13 protein-coding genes and 1 pseudogene are annotated in these 16,724 nt (G+C 47.1%); 12 read left to right on the forward strand and 2 right to left on the reverse strand.

All coding sequences use genetic code 11. The features are described 5' to 3' along the window. Window positions 1-284: 284 nt before the first annotated feature. The 9 genes from GYX26_RS09000 (at window position 285) to hrpA (ending at window position 13,045) form a co-directional block, all read left to right on the forward strand. Window positions 285-2,510: a FepA family TonB-dependent siderophore receptor gene (locus GYX26_RS09000; RefSeq protein ID WP_174828963.1), complete on the forward strand. Its 2,226-nt coding sequence runs from the start codon at window positions 285-287 to the stop codon at window positions 2,508-2,510. Window positions 2,511-2,828: 318 nt separating this feature from the next. Then, the gene (locus tag GYX26_RS09005) at window positions 2,829-3,770 is read left to right on the forward strand and encodes an alpha/beta hydrolase (RefSeq protein WP_174828964.1); all 942 of its coding nucleotides are present in this window, start codon (window positions 2,829-2,831) and stop codon (window positions 3,768-3,770) included. Between the two features lie 2 nt (window positions 3,771-3,772). Then, window positions 3,773-4,579: a siderophore-interacting protein gene (locus GYX26_RS09010; protein ID WP_174828965.1), complete on the forward strand. Its 807-nt coding sequence runs from the start codon at window positions 3,773-3,775 to the stop codon at window positions 4,577-4,579. Window positions 4,580-4,660: 81 nt separating this feature from the next. Continuing rightward, complete coding sequence (locus tag GYX26_RS09015) at window positions 4,661-5,623, forward strand: siderophore ABC transporter substrate-binding protein (RefSeq protein ID WP_202984301.1); 963 nt, start codon at window positions 4,661-4,663, stop codon at window positions 5,621-5,623. A gap of 97 nt (window positions 5,624-5,720) precedes the next feature. Further along, complete coding sequence (locus tag GYX26_RS09020; RefSeq protein ID WP_100090546.1) at window positions 5,721-6,689, forward strand: ABC transporter permease; 969 nt, start codon at window positions 5,721-5,723, stop codon at window positions 6,687-6,689. Then, window positions 6,679-7,653 (forward strand): iron chelate uptake ABC transporter family permease subunit, encoded by a 975-nt coding sequence (locus GYX26_RS09025; RefSeq protein WP_238791264.1) that lies wholly within the window; start codon window positions 6,679-6,681, stop codon window positions 7,651-7,653. Before GYX26_RS09020 ends, GYX26_RS09025 begins: the two co-directional genes overlap by 11 nt. A 67-nt stretch (window positions 7,654-7,720) precedes the next feature. Then, window positions 7,721-8,479 (forward strand): ABC transporter ATP-binding protein, encoded by a 759-nt coding sequence (locus GYX26_RS09030; protein WP_174828966.1) that lies wholly within the window; start codon window positions 7,721-7,723, stop codon window positions 8,477-8,479. 11 nt (window positions 8,480-8,490) lie between these two features. Then, entirely contained in the window at window positions 8,491-8,730 is a 240-nt protein-coding gene (locus GYX26_RS09035) for a hypothetical protein (protein ID WP_174828967.1), read from the forward strand. Window positions 8,731-9,022: 292 nt separating this feature from the next. After that, complete coding sequence (gene hrpA, locus GYX26_RS09040) at window positions 9,023-13,045, forward strand: ATP-dependent RNA helicase HrpA (protein ID WP_174828968.1); 4,023 nt, start codon at window positions 9,023-9,025, stop codon at window positions 13,043-13,045. 77 nt (window positions 13,046-13,122) lie between these two features. On the opposite strand, the gene GYX26_RS09045 is transcribed toward hrpA, so the two are convergent. Both GYX26_RS09045 and GYX26_RS09050 read right to left on the reverse strand, forming a co-directional pair. After that, entirely contained in the window at window positions 13,123-13,548 is a 426-nt protein-coding gene (locus tag GYX26_RS09045) for a hypothetical protein (RefSeq protein WP_174828969.1), read from the reverse strand. After that, window positions 13,535-14,236, reverse strand: coding sequence for a phosphoadenosine phosphosulfate reductase (locus GYX26_RS09050; protein WP_100090541.1), 702 nt, complete (start codon window positions 14,234-14,236; stop codon window positions 13,535-13,537). Before GYX26_RS09050 ends, GYX26_RS09045 begins: the two co-directional genes overlap by 14 nt. A gap of 919 nt (window positions 14,237-15,155) precedes the next feature. Here GYX26_RS09050 and GYX26_RS09055 point away from each other — a divergent pair. The 3 genes and pseudogenes from GYX26_RS09055 to GYX26_RS11460 all read left to right on the forward strand — a co-directional run. Beyond that, window positions 15,156-15,404: a DUF3418 domain-containing protein gene (locus GYX26_RS09055; protein ID WP_174828970.1), complete on the forward strand. Its 249-nt coding sequence runs from the start codon at window positions 15,156-15,158 to the stop codon at window positions 15,402-15,404. Then, window positions 15,371-15,835, forward strand: a complete 465-nt coding sequence (locus GYX26_RS09060; protein ID WP_174828971.1) for a DUF3418 domain-containing protein — start codon at window positions 15,371-15,373, stop codon at window positions 15,833-15,835. Before GYX26_RS09055 ends, GYX26_RS09060 begins: the two co-directional genes overlap by 34 nt. A 469-nt stretch (window positions 15,836-16,304) precedes the next feature. Then, window positions 16,305-16,724, forward strand: a pseudogene (locus GYX26_RS11460) (hypothetical protein); the annotation flags it as partial.

Here is a 16,724-nt window from a genome sequence, read left to right on the forward strand (position 1 = left end):
TAAGCTGCATGTGCAGGAAAAAGGCTGATCAGCAGAATTTCTTTGTGAATAAATAGTTTATTTTATAGGTAAGCTGTTGTTAATTTTTGGACAAGCTGAAGCTTTTGTTAAAGCTGTCAATTTTTGTCACATTAAACTTAATTATGTAACCATAGGAAATTATTATACTGAATAAGTATGTATTTGTATTTTTTAGTTAGTTATATATAGCTATAATTGAAAATAGTAACAATAATAATTATCATTAATATTGTTAACAAACTTTCTTTTGTATTCTGATTTGTATGTCTCAACACCCATCTCCCTCTTTTAAACTGGCTTTATTTTCGTTGTTTTTTGCTGGCAGCACTGCGTATGCACAGCATGGTACGGCAAGGCTGGAAGATGTTTATGTAACAGCCGAGCAGCAGGTTAAACAGTCACTTGGTGTATCCAAACTCGATAGTAAGGATATTGAACGTAAAGTGCCGGTAAATGATATTTCCGAGCTGGTGCGCACGATGCCGGGGGTGAATCTTACCGGCAATACTGCTTCTGGGCAGCATGGCAATAAACGCCAGATTGATATTCGCGGGATGGGGCCGGAAAACACGCTGATTATGATTGATGGACGGCCTGTTACTGCACGCAACAGTGCGCGCATGAGCTGGCGCGGTGAGCGGGACACTATTGGTGACAGTAACTGGGTACCGGCAGCAGAAATCCAGTCGATTGAGGTGATTCGCGGGCCAGCCGCAGCACGCTATGGTTCCGGTGCAGCTGGCGGTGTAGTTAATGTAGTGACAAAAAAAGTCAGCAATGAGTTTCACGGTGCGATTAATGCCTTTATGAATTTAGCGGCAGACAAAGAGGAAGGTGACACTCAGCGTATAGGCTTTGATTTAAGCGGACCAATCATTAAAGATGTTCTGGGATTTCGGGTATATGGGAATCTGAACCGTACCGATGCCGATTCGCCATATATTAATCAGGGTTTAAATGATAAAGGCAGTAAATCCGTAGCTGCCGGACAAGAGGGTTTGATTAATAAAGACGTGGGCGGACGTTTGGCATGGCGCCTGTCACCTGCGCAGACATTAACTCTGGATGCTACTTATAGCCGGCAGGGCAATCGCTACAACGGTGATGGCCCGAACAATGTGCAAACTGATTACACTCAAAGCTTATATGGTCAGGAAACGCGCCGATTATACCGCCAGAGTCTTGCGCTGACGCATGAGGGGGTTTGGGACTGGGGCGACAGCAAGCTGGTAGCACAATACGATAAAGCCACCAATAGTCATTGCTCAGAAGCATTGTCTGGCGGGCCGGAAGGCCTTTGTCAGGATTTGGGCGGTCAGGATATTACTTATGCCGACAGTATCCTGACCACTAAACGTCTGGCCGGTGAGGTAAACTTTCCTTTTACTGTGGGTGTGCCGCATGTACTGACTATGGGTGCAGAATATCAGCACGATAGGCTGGATGACCCGGATGGCCTGCGCCGCATTCCTTTACCCAATGCGATTTATCCGGCAGCAGCCAATCATACGCCTGCGCTAAGCAGCTGGGCTGGCTATGTAGAAGACAATATCAGCCTCACCGAGCAGTTAAAGCTGGTGCCGATGCTGCGCTACGACCATAGTAATAAAACTGGCGGAAATGTTAGCCCCGGTGTAAACATGGCCTGGCAACTCCATCCAAACTGGCTGATTAAGGGTGGTATTGCGCGCGCATACAAGGTTCCGAATCTGTATCAGAGTACGGAAAGTTATATGCTGTACAGCAAAGGTAATGGCTGTGCCACTTCTTCAGGCAGTGGTCGTGGCTGTTATCTGATTGGTAACAGTAAGCTAAAACCGGAAACCAGTATTAATAAGGAGCTGGGCTTCGAATTTAATAAAGATGGCTATCTGGCTTCTCTGGCTTATTTCCGCAATGATTATAAAAACAAGATTGAGGCTGGCCGGCAGATTATTTTTACCGGTAGTACTGATGTGACTGCACGCGCGGGTGGCTACGACTATTTTGAATGGACAAATACCCGCAAGGCACTGGTGGAAGGACTGGAAGGTAATCTGACGCTGCCGTTCTCCAAACAATGGAAATGGGTAAATAATTTCACTTATATGTTTAATTCCCAAAATAAGGAAACCGGTAATCCTCTATCCATTATTCCTAAATATACAATAAACTCATCTCTTGCATGGGCTCCAACTGAAAAATGGGACACTTTACTGACCTATACTTATTATGGTCGTCAGAAACCCCGCACTGTCCCGGTCAATCCGGTTGAAGCCGGACATGGTAATGGCGGACAGGGTACTGTTGGTCTGAGTGGAGAAGAAATCGGCAGTTATGGTATCTGGGGTATTTCCACCGGTTATGCCGTTAATAAAAATATTAATCTCCGCGCCGGAATGTCGAATATTTTCAATAAACGCATCTACGCTTCTACTCTGCGTGGTACAGCCTATACTTATAATGAACGTGGTCGTGCAGTCTGGGGCAATATGAAAGTTTCTTTCTGATATTTTGTTCCAACAGCTTGCCATTCAGGCAAGCTGTTGGGTAATGAAAATGATGTTTTATCATGACTTGAAAACGAAAATCAGTTATAGTAATAAACAGTAATGATTATTATTTACCTAAAATCCCAAACAACCATATCAAATAGGTTAAACATGATTTATTAATTAGCAATATGCTTTAACGAAACAATCTGATCTGGCCATTTTTTAACACCTATTTCATCATTTTTTGCAATGCAGCAACAAAATCTTACTTCACTGTCATCCTGTTGTCTCCATATGTTCTGTAGAACCAGTCAACTGACGGAAAGATTAAAAATGCGCCAGATTATTATTTTCCTATTAATGTTTTTTACGGCCTTAATCTTGCACAACACAGCCAAAGCACAGCCCAATCTGCATCAAACAGCCAATCTTGCTGTACTACAACAGCAGCACAGTGGTTATCACTTTACTACCCTGCCGCTTACCTCGGCAGACGGGCAGCGCCATTATCGTGTTTATATAGCCATTCCAGACCAGAAAGCACCTGCCAGTGGTTTTCCTGTTTTTTACGCACTGGATGGCAATGCTGTGCTGGACTCCCTTACTCCGGCGAACATGCAAACATTGGCCACACAGGCTCAGCCTCCGATACTGGTACTGCTTGGCTATTCTACCGATAAACGCTTTGACGCACAGGCTCGCGCCTATGATTACACCATAGCACCAGATGATGACAATACCGACCCGCTGGATTCAAGCAGAATAAATGGTGGTGCTGATATATTTCTCGATTTAATCCAGAATCAAATTATGCCGGCAGTACAGCAGATAGCGCCGGTTGATATAAATGCACAAACACTATGGGGACATTCATATGGTGGGCTGATGGTGTTGCATACCCTGCTTACCCGGCCTAATCTTTTTCAGCACTATATCGCTGCTGATCCGTCTGTATGGTTACACGGAGATTTGCTTCAACAGGAAGCAGCAGACATGCTCAAGCGCAAGGTTGCCTTGTCTACCAGCAGTTTGTGGATTTTAAACAGTAAGCTTAAGGTAGATAAAATGCCTAAAAATCCTCAGATAGCAGCGCGTATCAAAATACGCAATGAGCTCACTGCCAGACAGGGCAGCATGACTGAAAAACTGATTAACGAATTACAGCAATACACTGATTTAAGCATCAGACATGACCATTTCCCTTATGAAAATCATGGCAGTATGTTTGGAAAAAGCCTGCAACTGACACTTTTTTACCCCATAAACCGGCAATAATAATGAATAAACGTTCACCACATCACGCTTATCTGGTACGCGTACACAAGATTATCGATTTAAGCCCTAATCTGCGCCGGCTGGTTTTGCACAGTGCAGAACTGGCCGAGTATCCACACCAGTTTAACGGTGCTCACATCAAAATTTTTCTGGCGCCCCCCGGGCAGACAACACCACAACTGCCCCAATTTTCAGGCCATGGCTTTAACTGGGCCGAACCGGATAACAAACCGATTGTGCGCACCTATACTATCCGTGATTATGATGCTAAGGCATGCACAATTAGTATTGATTTTGTAAAACATGGCGACAGTGGCCCCGCTTCCGCATTTGCCGAACAGGCTCAGCTGGGCGATGTACTCGGTATTTCCTCCCCCGGCGGCCCGAATCCGATGCTGAAAACGGCTGCCCGTTATTTGTTTGCCGGCGACATCACTGCCCTGCCAGCCATTGAATCACTGCTTGCCGGTATACAGCCGTATGCAAGTGGCGATGTTGTGCTGTTGCTGCCCCAAGCAGAGGATTTACCGGCTACCCTTTCCCTGCCCGCCGGAATACGTCTGCATACCTTTTACGGTGATTTAAGCCAGATTCCGGCACTGGTGAAACTTGTAAGTACTTTTACCCCTCTTGCCTGTGATGATTTTGCCTGGGTTGCGGGCGAAGCAGCACTGGTTAAACCACTACGTGAATTACTGCGCACACAATGGCAATTACCATCCCAGCGCCACTATGCTGTTCCCTACTGGCGTCAGGGAGAAAATGAAGAAAGCTATCATGAGGCACGGCACAAATTTATCGAAAAATAAGCGCTGTGCGCCAGAAAAGTGACCTTACTTCTGCTCAGGCAGTATAATAATTGCAAACGATAATGATAGGAAATTCTAAAAATGATTAAATCTTGCTGGAAACCTCTTGCTCTGTACGTACTGGCACTGTCTTTACTTTCCGCCTGCGGTCAAAAAAGTAATGAAAATAGCACTGCCAGTAGCACTGCTGCTTCTGCTGCTGTCAGTGGCGCAACGGTTAGCGTAAATACCGCCCGTGGTGAAATGGCAGTGCCGGAAAACCCATCCAAAGTCGTGGTATTTGATATGGCTACGCTGGACGATTTACAGGCATTAAAAGTGCCTGTTGCAGGCGCACCGAAAAAAGTACTGGTACCGTATTTGCAGCAGACTCTGGAAACGGTCAATAACGTCGGCACGCTGTTTGAACCGGACATGGAAGCCCTCCATGCCCTGAAACCGCAGTTGATTATCATCTCAGGCCGTACTGCACCTAAATATGATGAGCTGGCTGCGCTGGCTCCTACCATGGATATGTCTGACAGCGGGCAGGATTTGATTGGTGATGGACTGAAAATGCTTGATAGCTATGGCAAGCTATTCAAGAAAGAAACAGAAGCCAAAAAACTGCATGATGATATCCAGAACCTGCTGACTGAAACACAGCAGGCTGTCAAAGGAAAAGGGACTGGCCTGATTCTGATGGTAAACGCTGGTAAACTTTCTGCCTTTGGATCTTCTTCACGCTTTGGCTGGATACATACTCAGGTAGGCGTACCGGCAGCAGATACCAGTATTCCGGAAGCACCGCACGGCCAGTCTGTATCTTTTGAATATGTACAGAAAATCAATCCAGACTGGTTATTCGTTATCGACCGCACAGCAGCCATTGGTGAAGAAGGTAAAACGGCTCAGGCAGTACTTAACAACGATTTGGTACGCCAGTCCAAAGCATGGAAAGAAAACCATGTTATTTATCTGAGCAGTGCTTCCTATCTGGCTGCCGGCGGTGTGCAACAAATGAAAACTGACCTAACCAATATCAAGGCTGCTTTCGCTCACTAAGCTGCGCATTATCCATCCACAGCCATCAGGTTTCGCTTTGTCGCGCAAAAATTCGCGGCAATAGCGCAAACCTGCTGTCTGTATCCTTTTGTGCCTTATGTTTCGTTCTTTCCAGATTAATACAATCAATCTGTTGCTGCTGCCATTGTTACTGATTATCAGTATTAGCATTGGCGCAGCCACTTTTCATTGGGGTGATTTATTTAGTAGCAGCGATACACGCTCCCTGCTGCTGTATAGCCGCCTGCCCCGCTCTCTGGCCATTATCCTCACCGGTGCCACATTGGCAGTAGCCGGCATGGTTTTACAGATTGTATTGCGTAACCGTTTCCTCGAACCCAATATGGTCGGTGCCACCCAAAGTGCAGCACTTGGCGTATTACTGGTATCTATCTGGTTGCCACAGGCTAGCCAGCTAGCCAAAATGAGCTGTGCCAGTATTGCCGCATTACTGGGCATGACCCTGTTTTTACTTCTGTTTCGCCGACTGCCCCCTCACCGGCAAATGATGATTCCGTTAATCGGCATTATTTACGGCAGCATCATTGAAGCAATGGTGAATTTCATTGGTGTGGAAACCAACACCTTACAATTATTGGCTGTGTGGTTTGCCGGTGATTTCTCTGCCGTGCTGGCAGGGCGCTATGAATTGTTGTGGCTCACCGGTTTAATGTCACTGCTTATCTATTTTCTCGCCGACCGGCTCACCATTGCCGGACTGGGACAGAATATCAGCACCAGTCTGGGTATCAACTACGCCCGAATGATGTGGATTTCCCTGATTACGGTGGCCACAATTACCGCCATTGTGGTGGTAACTGTTGGCCAGATTCCATTTATCGGGCTGGTGGTACCCAATATTGTTTCCCGACTGGCAGGTGACCGTTTACGGCAAAATCTGCCCGCAGTTGCACTCTTGGGTGCCAATGCCTTGCTGGTATGTGACATTATCGGTCGCACCATTGACCCGCCCTATGAAATACCGGTATCCCTGATTTTCGGTATTCTCGGAACCATGATTTTCCTGTACCTGCTGTTTAGAAAGCCTTCCGTACATGCAGCTTAACCCAACCATGCCTTCACACCATGCCGGTACACGTTTTCTCGGCGTGCTCAGTATTCTGTTAATCATTACCAGCATCCTGTTTATGACCTACGGAGTCAAGGGCGGCTGGGATTTTGTTCTGCAACTGCGCGGCAAAAAACTGCTCATGCTGCTTACTGTCGCCTATGCGGTTGGCGTATCCACTCTGCTTTTCCAGACCCTGAGCCATAATCCCATTCTCACCCCGGGATTACTTGGCTACGATTCACTTTATCTGCTACTGCAAACCGTTACCCTGTTTGTATTTGGCGCAGTGGGCTACACCAGCATCGGCGCACTGAGTAAATTTGTTATCGAAGCGCCATTAATGATGATGGCGTCCTTACTATTGTTTCGTACACTAACCAAAAACAGCAACGGCGACTTGGCACGACTGATACTCACCGGCATGATTTTTGGCGTCATGTTTCGCAGCTTCAACAGCCTGTTACAACGCCTGATTGACCCCACCCAATTTGCCGTTGCGCAGACCCGCTATTTTGCCCAATTTACCTCCGTAAACATCAGCATGCTGATAATCGGCATCAGCGTAATGCTGGTCAGCACTGTCTGGATCTGGCGAATGCGCTATCAGCTAGATGTCCTTATGCTCGGGCGCAATGCCTCCATTGCACTGGGTATAAACTATGCACGTCTGAGCCGCAGCATCCTGCTGTGGATTGCCCTGCTGGTTTCGGTTTCCACCGCACTGGTGGGGCCCGTGAGCTTTTTTGGTTTACTGATATGTGCACTGGTGAATGCCTGTGTACCCAATATGAAGCATCAGCTGCGAATTCCAGCCGCATTTCTGGTAGCCGCACTGGTACTGATTAGTGGCCAGCTATTATTTGAACATTTACTCGGCATGCAGGGAGTACTGAGTGTCGTCATTGAATTTTGCGGCGGCATCGTCTTTCTGTGGCTGGTATTAAAGCGTAAACGCTAAACTGTTTCAGACACATGCTTATTTATATTAACTGTTTTTCTGCCTACTGATTGAACCTGACAGCAATATGATTACCATAAAAAATGTTAACCACAACATCAACGGCACAGCAATCCTGCGCGATATCAATCTCGACATACCTGATAAAAGCATTACCGCACTGATTGGCCCCAATGGCGCAGGTAAATCCACTCTGTTTTCCCTGATTGCGCGTCTGCTGCCGCTGCAACAGGGCAGCATCCATATTGACGAACTTGATGTCAGCCACAGCAAATCTACCGCCATCGCCAAAAAACTGGCGATATTATCGCAAGAGAACAACATACAGAGTAGAATTACCGTACGCGATTTATTGCTGTTTGGCCGCTATCCACACAATCAGGGGCGGGTTACTTCCGAAGACCAGCAAATTGTTGATCAGGCATTGCAGCGTTTTGAACTGGAACCGCTGCAACAGCGTTATCTGAGTGCACTATCCGGCGGCCAGCGCCAGCGCGCACTCGTAGCCATGACTTTCTGCCAGCAAACCAAACATGTTATTCTAGACGAACCGCTCAACAATCTGGACATGTATCATGCCCGCGAGCTGATGCGCCTGCTGCGCCAGCTTACCACCGAACAGGGATTGACGACCATCATGGTTGTCCATGATATCAACATGGCCGCAGCCTATGCCGACCATATTGTTGCCCTCAAAAACGGGCAGATTGTCATGCAAGGCACACCAGACGACATAATTACCATAGACAATATCCAAACCATATTTAATCTGGATACTGAAGTTGTCAGCCACAAAAGTAAACCACTCGTTATCCACCATCTCTAGCAGGTCATATCATGCAGAACAATAATCCTTCCCTCCCACGTAAACAGACCTCACTGATTACCGCCATCGTTGTTCTGTTTGTCATACTGGCCTCATGGTTTATCTGGCTGTTTATGGGAGACGATGCCGCAGTACGCATGTCTATGGCACGTATAATGTTGATTTTTCTAGGGCTCGTATGCACATTTCTGTTTGGTGTATTCATCATGATTGGCCTGAAAATCTGGCGCCAGCAACACCCGCATAACTGAAAATTCCGCCTGTTTCCAGCACAGTACAACCCAAAAATTCACACAGAGGTGTTCTAATACACCAGAACACCGCAGCACAATATCATTAGCTAACAGAGCATCAAGCTATTTTCTTTGCTACAGCAGCTATTGTGCCTATAAAACAGAAAACTGCGCAGTTACTTATCCGCCAGTTTGTATCCCAAATTGCCTGATTAGACACAAAAACCCGCCATAAAATGCCATCAAAAAGCATTTTAAGCAGATTTGTTATAATAAGCATATCCAATCATTTTTCGGCAATATCTGTGCCATGCCTGCATACGAACTTAATCAAATCCTGAGCAAAGACCGCTTTTACCTGCAACGAGCCTGTAAAAATCCTGCCCGTTACGGCGGTGAAGAAAAAGTAAACAGCCGTTACCAGCGCTCCCATCAGGCCTATCTGCAACGACTGGCCAAACTACCCATACCCGAATACGACAATACCCTGCCCGTACATGAAAAACGCGCAGAAATCAAACAGGCCATCAGCCAGCATCAGATAGTTATCGTCTGCGGCGAAACCGGATCAGGTAAAACCACCCAGTTGCCGAAAATCTGCCTCGAACTTGGGCGCGGCGTGGCCGGACTGATTGGCCACACCCAGCCACGACGGCTGGCAGCACGCTCTGTAGCCGAACGTATCGCCGAAGAACTGCATAGCCAGATTGGCCAGAACGTAGGCTATAAAGTACGCTTTAACGACAAAACCGCACCCGAAAGCTATATCAAGCTGATGACCGACGGTATCCTGCTGGCCGAAAGCCAGACCGATCGCTTTCTCAGCGCCTACGACACCATCATCATCGACGAAGCGCATGAACGCAGCCTGAACATCGACTTTTTGCTGGGTTATCTCAAACAGCTTTTACCACGGCGTCCCGACCTGAAAGTCATCATTACCTCTGCCACCATCGATGCCGAACGCTTCAGCCAGCACTTCACCCTGCACGGCATACCCGCTCCTGTCATCGAAGTATCCGGCCGCACCTATCCGGTAGCAATTCGTTATCGCCCCCTGCACAGCACCGACGCAGACGAAGCCGAAATAGAAATCAACGACGCCATCGTCGATGCTGCCGACGAACTGGCACGTGAAGGCAATGGTGACATCCTGATTTTCCTGCCCGGCGAACGTGAAATCCGCGAAGCTGCACATGCATTACAGCAATCACCGCTGCGCCGTAACGACGAAATCCTGCCCCTGTTCGCGCGCCTGTCTGCTGCCGAACAGCATAAAATCTTTCATCCGAGTGGCCACCAGCGGCGCATCGTACTGGCCACCAACGTTGCTGAAACCTCCCTTACCGTACCCGGCATCCGCTATGTTATCGATACCGGTCTGGCTCGGGTAAAACGCTATTCTGCCCGCGCCAAAGTAGAGCAATTGCATATCGAGCCCATCAGCCAAGCCGCTGCACGCCAGCGTGCCGGCCGTTGCGGCCGTGTTGCCGCTGGTATCTGTATCCGCCTGTATAGCGAACAGGATTTCAACCAGCGCCCTGCCTTTACCGACCCGGAAATCATCCGCAGCAATCTTGCCGCCGTTATCCTGCGCATGATTAGCCTCAAACTGGGCGATGTGAACGCCTTTCCCTTTCTACAGGCTCCCGAACAGCGCTACATCAACGATGGCTATCAAATTCTGCTCGAACTTGGTGCGGTAGACGAGCACAACCAGCTCAGCAAACTGGGCGAACAAATGGCGCGCCTGCCGCTGGATCCACGCATCAGCCGCATGCTGCTGGCCGGCAAACGCCTGCAATGCGTTGCCGAAATGCTGGTAATCGTAGCAGCCCTGTCGATTCAGGATCCGCGCGAACGACCACTGGAAGTGCGCGAGGCTGCAGCCAAAGCGCACGAACGCTTCAACGACAAGCAATCTGACTTTCTTGCCTACCTCAACATCTGGGATTCTTATCAGCGTGAACGCGATAAAGGTTTATCCAACCGGCAGATGATACAGTGGTGTCATCAATACTTCCTCTCTCACCTGCGCATGCGCGAGTGGCGTGAACTGCATCACCAACTGGCACAGATTGCCATCGATATGGGGCTTACCGATAAAGCCAGCGCCTACCGGCAAATTCCCGACAACACCACCACCCAGCCAGCAGGCAGCAATAGCGACGATCAGGATTTATCCGCCAGACTCAAACAGCAGCAAATTGCCCGCCGCCAGCAGCGCCAGAACCGGCAACAGGCCAAAGAAGCCAGCTACGAACAGATTCACCGCGCTCTGCTCACCGGACTGATAACCAATGTTGGCCTGAAAAGCCCCGAAGGACACGACTACACCGGAGCACGTGGCATCCATTTTCATCTGTTTCCCGCCTCTGCATTGTTTAAAAGCAAGCCTAAATGGGTGATTGCTGCCGAGCTTACCGAAACTACCCGACTGTATGCGCGCGATGTTGGCAAAATCGAACCGGAATGGATTGAAAGCGAAGTCCCTCATCTTTTGCGCCATCACTACTTCGAACCACACTGGGAACAGAAACGCGGCGAAGTTGTGGCCAGCGAACGCATTACCCTGTACGGCCTCACTGTTATGCCCCGCCGACCAGTCACCTATGGGCACATCAACCCAAAAGAAGCCCGTGAAATCTTCATCCGCGGCGCACTGGTAGCACAGGAATGCAGCCTCAAAGCAGCTTTTTTCCAGCATAACCAGAAACTGATAGAAGAAATCACCGAGCTGGAACACAAATCTCGCCGGCAGGATGTACTGGTAGACGAAGAAGCCCTGTTCAGCTTCTACGACCAGCGTCTGCCAGCCAGTGTAGAAAGCAAAGATCGCCACCTGCCACTGGCCGATATCCGTACCTTTGAAACATGGCGCAAACAGGCTGAAGCCGAAAATCCCAAGCTGCTGTATCTGAGCCGTGACGACCTGATGCAACATGCAGCCAGCAACGTCACCGAAAGTCAGTTTCCCGAATACCTCGACACCAAAGACGGCCGCTGTGCCCTCAGCTACCGTTTCGAACCCCATCACCCGCTGGATGGCGTTACCGTAGCTGTCCCTTTGCCTCTGCTCAACCGTATCAGTGCCGCTCGGCTTGAGTGGCTCGTGCCCGGCATGATTCGCGAAAAACTGCAATTACTCATCAAAGCCCTGCCCAAACAAATCCGGCGCATCTGCGTACCCGTACCCGACTTCATCACCGCCTTTCTCAGCAGCAATCCCGACATCAATGCCCCGCTGCTGCCCCAGTTAGCACACGCCATTGCCCGACAAGCTGGCGACATGCGCCTGCTCAGCCAGATAGACATCGAATACTGGCGCACACAACAATTACCAGCGCATTGTTATTTCAACATTCAAGTAATAGATGACAGCGGCGCAGAGCTGGCCAGCGGGCGCGACCTCAATGTACTGCAACAACAGCTCGGACAAGCGGCTGCGGTAACCTTCCGCGACAACAGCAACGAATTTGAACGCGACAACATCACCAGCTGGGATATCGGCAAACTGCCAGAAAGCATCAAATTTGCCCGCGCCGAGCAACAACTCACCGGCTATCTTGGCCTGCAACAGCAAAAAAACGGCAGCATCGCCTTACGCCTGTTTGATACCGCGGCTGCCGCCGAACAGGCACATCGCAGCGGCGTACTCGCCCTCATGAGCCTGCACCTGAAAGAACAGGTTAAAGACCTCAACAAAGGCCTGCCAGATTTCACCCAAATCGCCATGCTGCTCAAACACCTTGGCACTGACAACCTGCGTGAAGACCTTACTCATGCTGTTCTTGACCGTGCCCTGATAGGCGAAGATGAACTGCCACGTGACGAAAAATCCTTTAAGGAGCAGCTCAAGCGAGCGCGCAGCCGTCTGCCAGCGGTAAAAGAAGCCGTCAACCAATATGCCCTGCAAACCGCACAGGCCTATGCCGAAGTCAACAGTCATCTAGGGAAACACCCATTAACCCAGCTTTTGCGCCAACACCTCAACAGCCTGATTTATCCCGGCTTTGCCAGTGCCATCCCTTGGCAGCAATGGCCACGCCTACCCGTGTACCTGCAAGCCATGCTCAAACGTATGGACAAATACGGCAGCAACCCCGCACGTGATGCAGCCCGCGAGGCTGATATTCAGGTACTCACCGACACATGGCAAACAAAAGTACAGCAATATCAGCAACAAAACCAGCCTGTACCCACTGCCATAGCCGAATTTCGCTGGATGCTCGAAGAGCTGCGCGTTTCCCTGTTTGCACAGGAACTCAAAACCCCTTATCCCGTTTCCGCCAAACGCCTGAGCAAAGAATGGGACAAACGCACAGCCCTGTAAAATCCACATAAAATAACCGCCCCGTTCACCAGAACAGGGCGGTCATTTTATTCAGTCTGCCACTACAGGCCAGCCTCTTAATTATCGACCAGCTTCTGAAAATCCTTATCCACATAATTAGACAATCGAAATCTCACCTCTGCCGGCGGCAACTCAATCCCCAGTTTCTGCGCCATCAACTGCCCGTCAATATACTTGTTTTCATAAGGAAGTATGGCCACCGCATTAAGAAAAGCCATCAGCTGCTCATGTGTCTGAAAACAGACTGTACACCAATATTCACTATCCATTACCCGCTGACGTAGCTGTCTGGGCATCTGTCTGGCTCGCTCAAATCCCTGCTTCAGTTCCCCAAGCTGCATTAGTGCCTCCGTATCCGCACTGCTGCCAGCACGCGCAGAACATTCCAAGAAAGACCCCGGTTCAGAAACATTCCGTACATTGCTGTCCAAATCAGGCTGCGCAGACATTTCAGTCTCCACAACGCTTTTATCCTTTTCCATGAGCACACTCCCAACGATAAATTTCCAGTTCACACAGTGGAAAAAACTCCAGAATCTTCTGATAATCACGCGGATAAAACTGCCTGATAGGCAACAGGAAACGCAAATCCAGGCTATCAAAAGAACAGCCAAATACCTTGTAATCACTTCCAAGCCTGACATTATGCTGCGTAAAACAATGTAGCAAATCAGACTTTTTCCAGTCCCATACCGGATAATATTGACATTGACTCTTCACAATCGAACCGTGCCGCAACATACTCACTCGCTGCTTCGGATTTTTTTCCACCCTCGTGCCATTCGCTACCGGTGTATTCAGCGGTAAATCAAACATCCCACACATTACCTTACGAATATCGGCATAATCAAAATCCACCAGTTTCGCTTCATCAATCACCGCTACATTACATAATGGCTGAAAAACATGCGCTTTGAGCATCTGATACAGCGCAGGGTGCGGCAAACGGGTAATCCTGAAACCAAACTGCCGCTCATACAAATCAAGCTGTTCTTCCACAAACTCCAGCTCTGGCACCAGATACAAATAATAAGGATAAACATGGGTAAAACTATCCTTAATGGCCAGATAAGCAGCAACCGCATTCTTACCGGTACTGAATGCCAAAATACTTTTTCTGTGTTCTCTGGCTACTTTCTTAATCGTCTTCGTTCCAGCCAAAATAGCCATAAAATCACAATTCCAAACAAAAAATAAAATATACTTATCTAGTATAGCCAAAATAAATTAAAATGCATAATTTGTTTTAAAATATTAACATATGTTAAAACCATGAAATAGCATCAAAACTTAGCTTTTAATTTATAGTCAGCATATTATGTTAATAATCACTCATTAATATTTTGAGTGTAAAAATCAGTCATCACCTATCCAATCTTGTCACTTTGCAGCAAGAAGACTGCTCAGGCAGCACACAGACATAATATATACATAAAATACTCCAAATACTGCCTAAGCCCTGGATAGTAAATTCCTTCACCTGCCTTATTCAATTTATTCAGCTCACCACTTTTAATTCATAGCAGCATCACTGTCATCATGTCTACACGCCTATCAGTTTCTGTCTCCTAAATTTAAACTTACGAAACAGACAAAAAAAATTATCTGAAGTTACTAATCTGTATGCAGTATTTTATTGTTATACCCCCTATATTCTGATTACACAAGTATAAATATTAAAAAAATCAAATATATATTAAAAAGAAGATGCATTTTAGGTTAAATTATTAAAATATTTGTATAAAAAAATAAAATTATTTGTTAATATTATTAATTGAGTATCTAAGCTATTTATTTTCCTGCCCCGCCATTGGATATGTCGATTTTCTCTCCTATTCAGACTTATAAATTTTAATGGCGGGTTCTTTTTTTGTACCAATTCTAAAAACCATATATCAAAAAATCCGCTGATTTCCCTAATCAGTCAGGCTGGAATTGATAACCGATAGCACCATATCAGCTTAAAAAATTAACGATTTAACATAGCCAATCCTAATCTCATTGAACTTTATTATCTGCTTAATGGTGTTAACGTAGCAGTCCCCTGCCAACTACATCAGCACGACACGGCTTAGATGTCTCGTGCGGCATGACTCGCGAAAAACTGCAACTACTCATCAAAGCCCTGCCCAAACAAATCCGGCGCATCTGCGTACCTGTACCCAATTTCATCACCACTTTTCTCAGCGCCAAGCCCGATATCAATGCCCCACTGCTGTCCCAGCTTGTACACCCCATTGCCTGCCAAGCTGGCAACATCATCTGCTCAGCCAGAAAGATATCGAACACTAGCGCACACAACAATTGCCAGCATATTGCTATCTCACCATCCAAGTAATTAATGATAGCAGCGCAGAACTGGCCAGCGGGCACAACCTCAATATCCTGTCACAACAGTTCAAGCAAGCATACAGCCGTCGGCCAGCGGTAAAAGAAGCCGTCCACCGTTACACCGTGCAAACTACACAGGCCTATGCCGAAGTAAACAGCCACCTGGACAAACATCCATTAACCCTGCTTTTATGCCAGCATCTCAACAGCCTGATTTATTCCGGCTATACCAGCGCCACTCAGTGGCAGCAATGGCCGCACCTGTCCGTGTACCTGCAAAGCCATGCTCAAACGCATGGACAAATACGGCAGCAACTCCGTACGCGATGCTGCCGCGAGGCCGCTATTCAGGCGCGCATCAACACCTGGCTGACAAAAGTACAGCAATATCAGCAACAAAACCAGCTTGTACCCACTACCATAGCCAAATTTCGCTGAATGCCCGAAAAGCTGCGCATTTTCCTGACAGCTCAGGAACACCCCCTATCCTGTTCAGCAAAATACCTTAGTGAAGAATGAAACAAACGCATAGCTTGATAAAACAAATATCCTTGGTAGTAGCGCCAATTAACGCAAGAGCAAGCTGCTATTAATCCTGAATCGAATCAGCTTAATTAACTGGGGCAGAAATTGATCATAATTATCACAATTGTAATTTCATGCCGATTTCATCCTATAACTTTATTTTTTATATTGCTGTTTGTATTATTTTTATTATTAATTAATAAAATTTTGCCTAATTTGTAAATAAAAGAATATATATGTTAACATTAATAACATATGAATACCTAAAAGGAAGAAAATTATAGAAAAAACTTAAAAGTTACAATTCATTAAAATATGATATTTTATTTAAAGATTTTTTATTAATTTCAAATAATTATTTGAAATCAAGGATATAATTAGTATGAAATATTCTAAGTTGATGCTTAAATCATTAGTTATTGCCGTTTCAATAGCATTGACTGCCTGTAATGAACATAGGGGTCATTTACATGTGCATGCTACAAACACGGGTGGCAAATTAGGAGGAAGTGATGCCGAAGGTACACCATCTATACCATCACCAAAACCAGAATTACCTCTGCCAGTAAAGCCTTCTAAACCTGACGAACCTTCTAAACCCGACGAGCCTTCTAAACCCGACGAGCCTTCTAAACCCGACGAGCCTTCTAAACCCGACGAACCTTCTAAACCCGACGAACCTTCTAAACCTGACGAACCTTCTAAACCTGACGAACCTTCTAAACCTGACGAACCTTCTAAACCTGACGAACCTTCTAAACCTGACGAACCTTCTAAACCTGACGAACCTTCTAAACCTGAC

The organism is Snodgrassella sp. ESL0253 (genome assembly GCF_013344965.1).
Classification (GTDB): domain Bacteria; phylum Pseudomonadota; class Gammaproteobacteria; order Burkholderiales; family Neisseriaceae; genus Snodgrassella; species Snodgrassella alvi_B.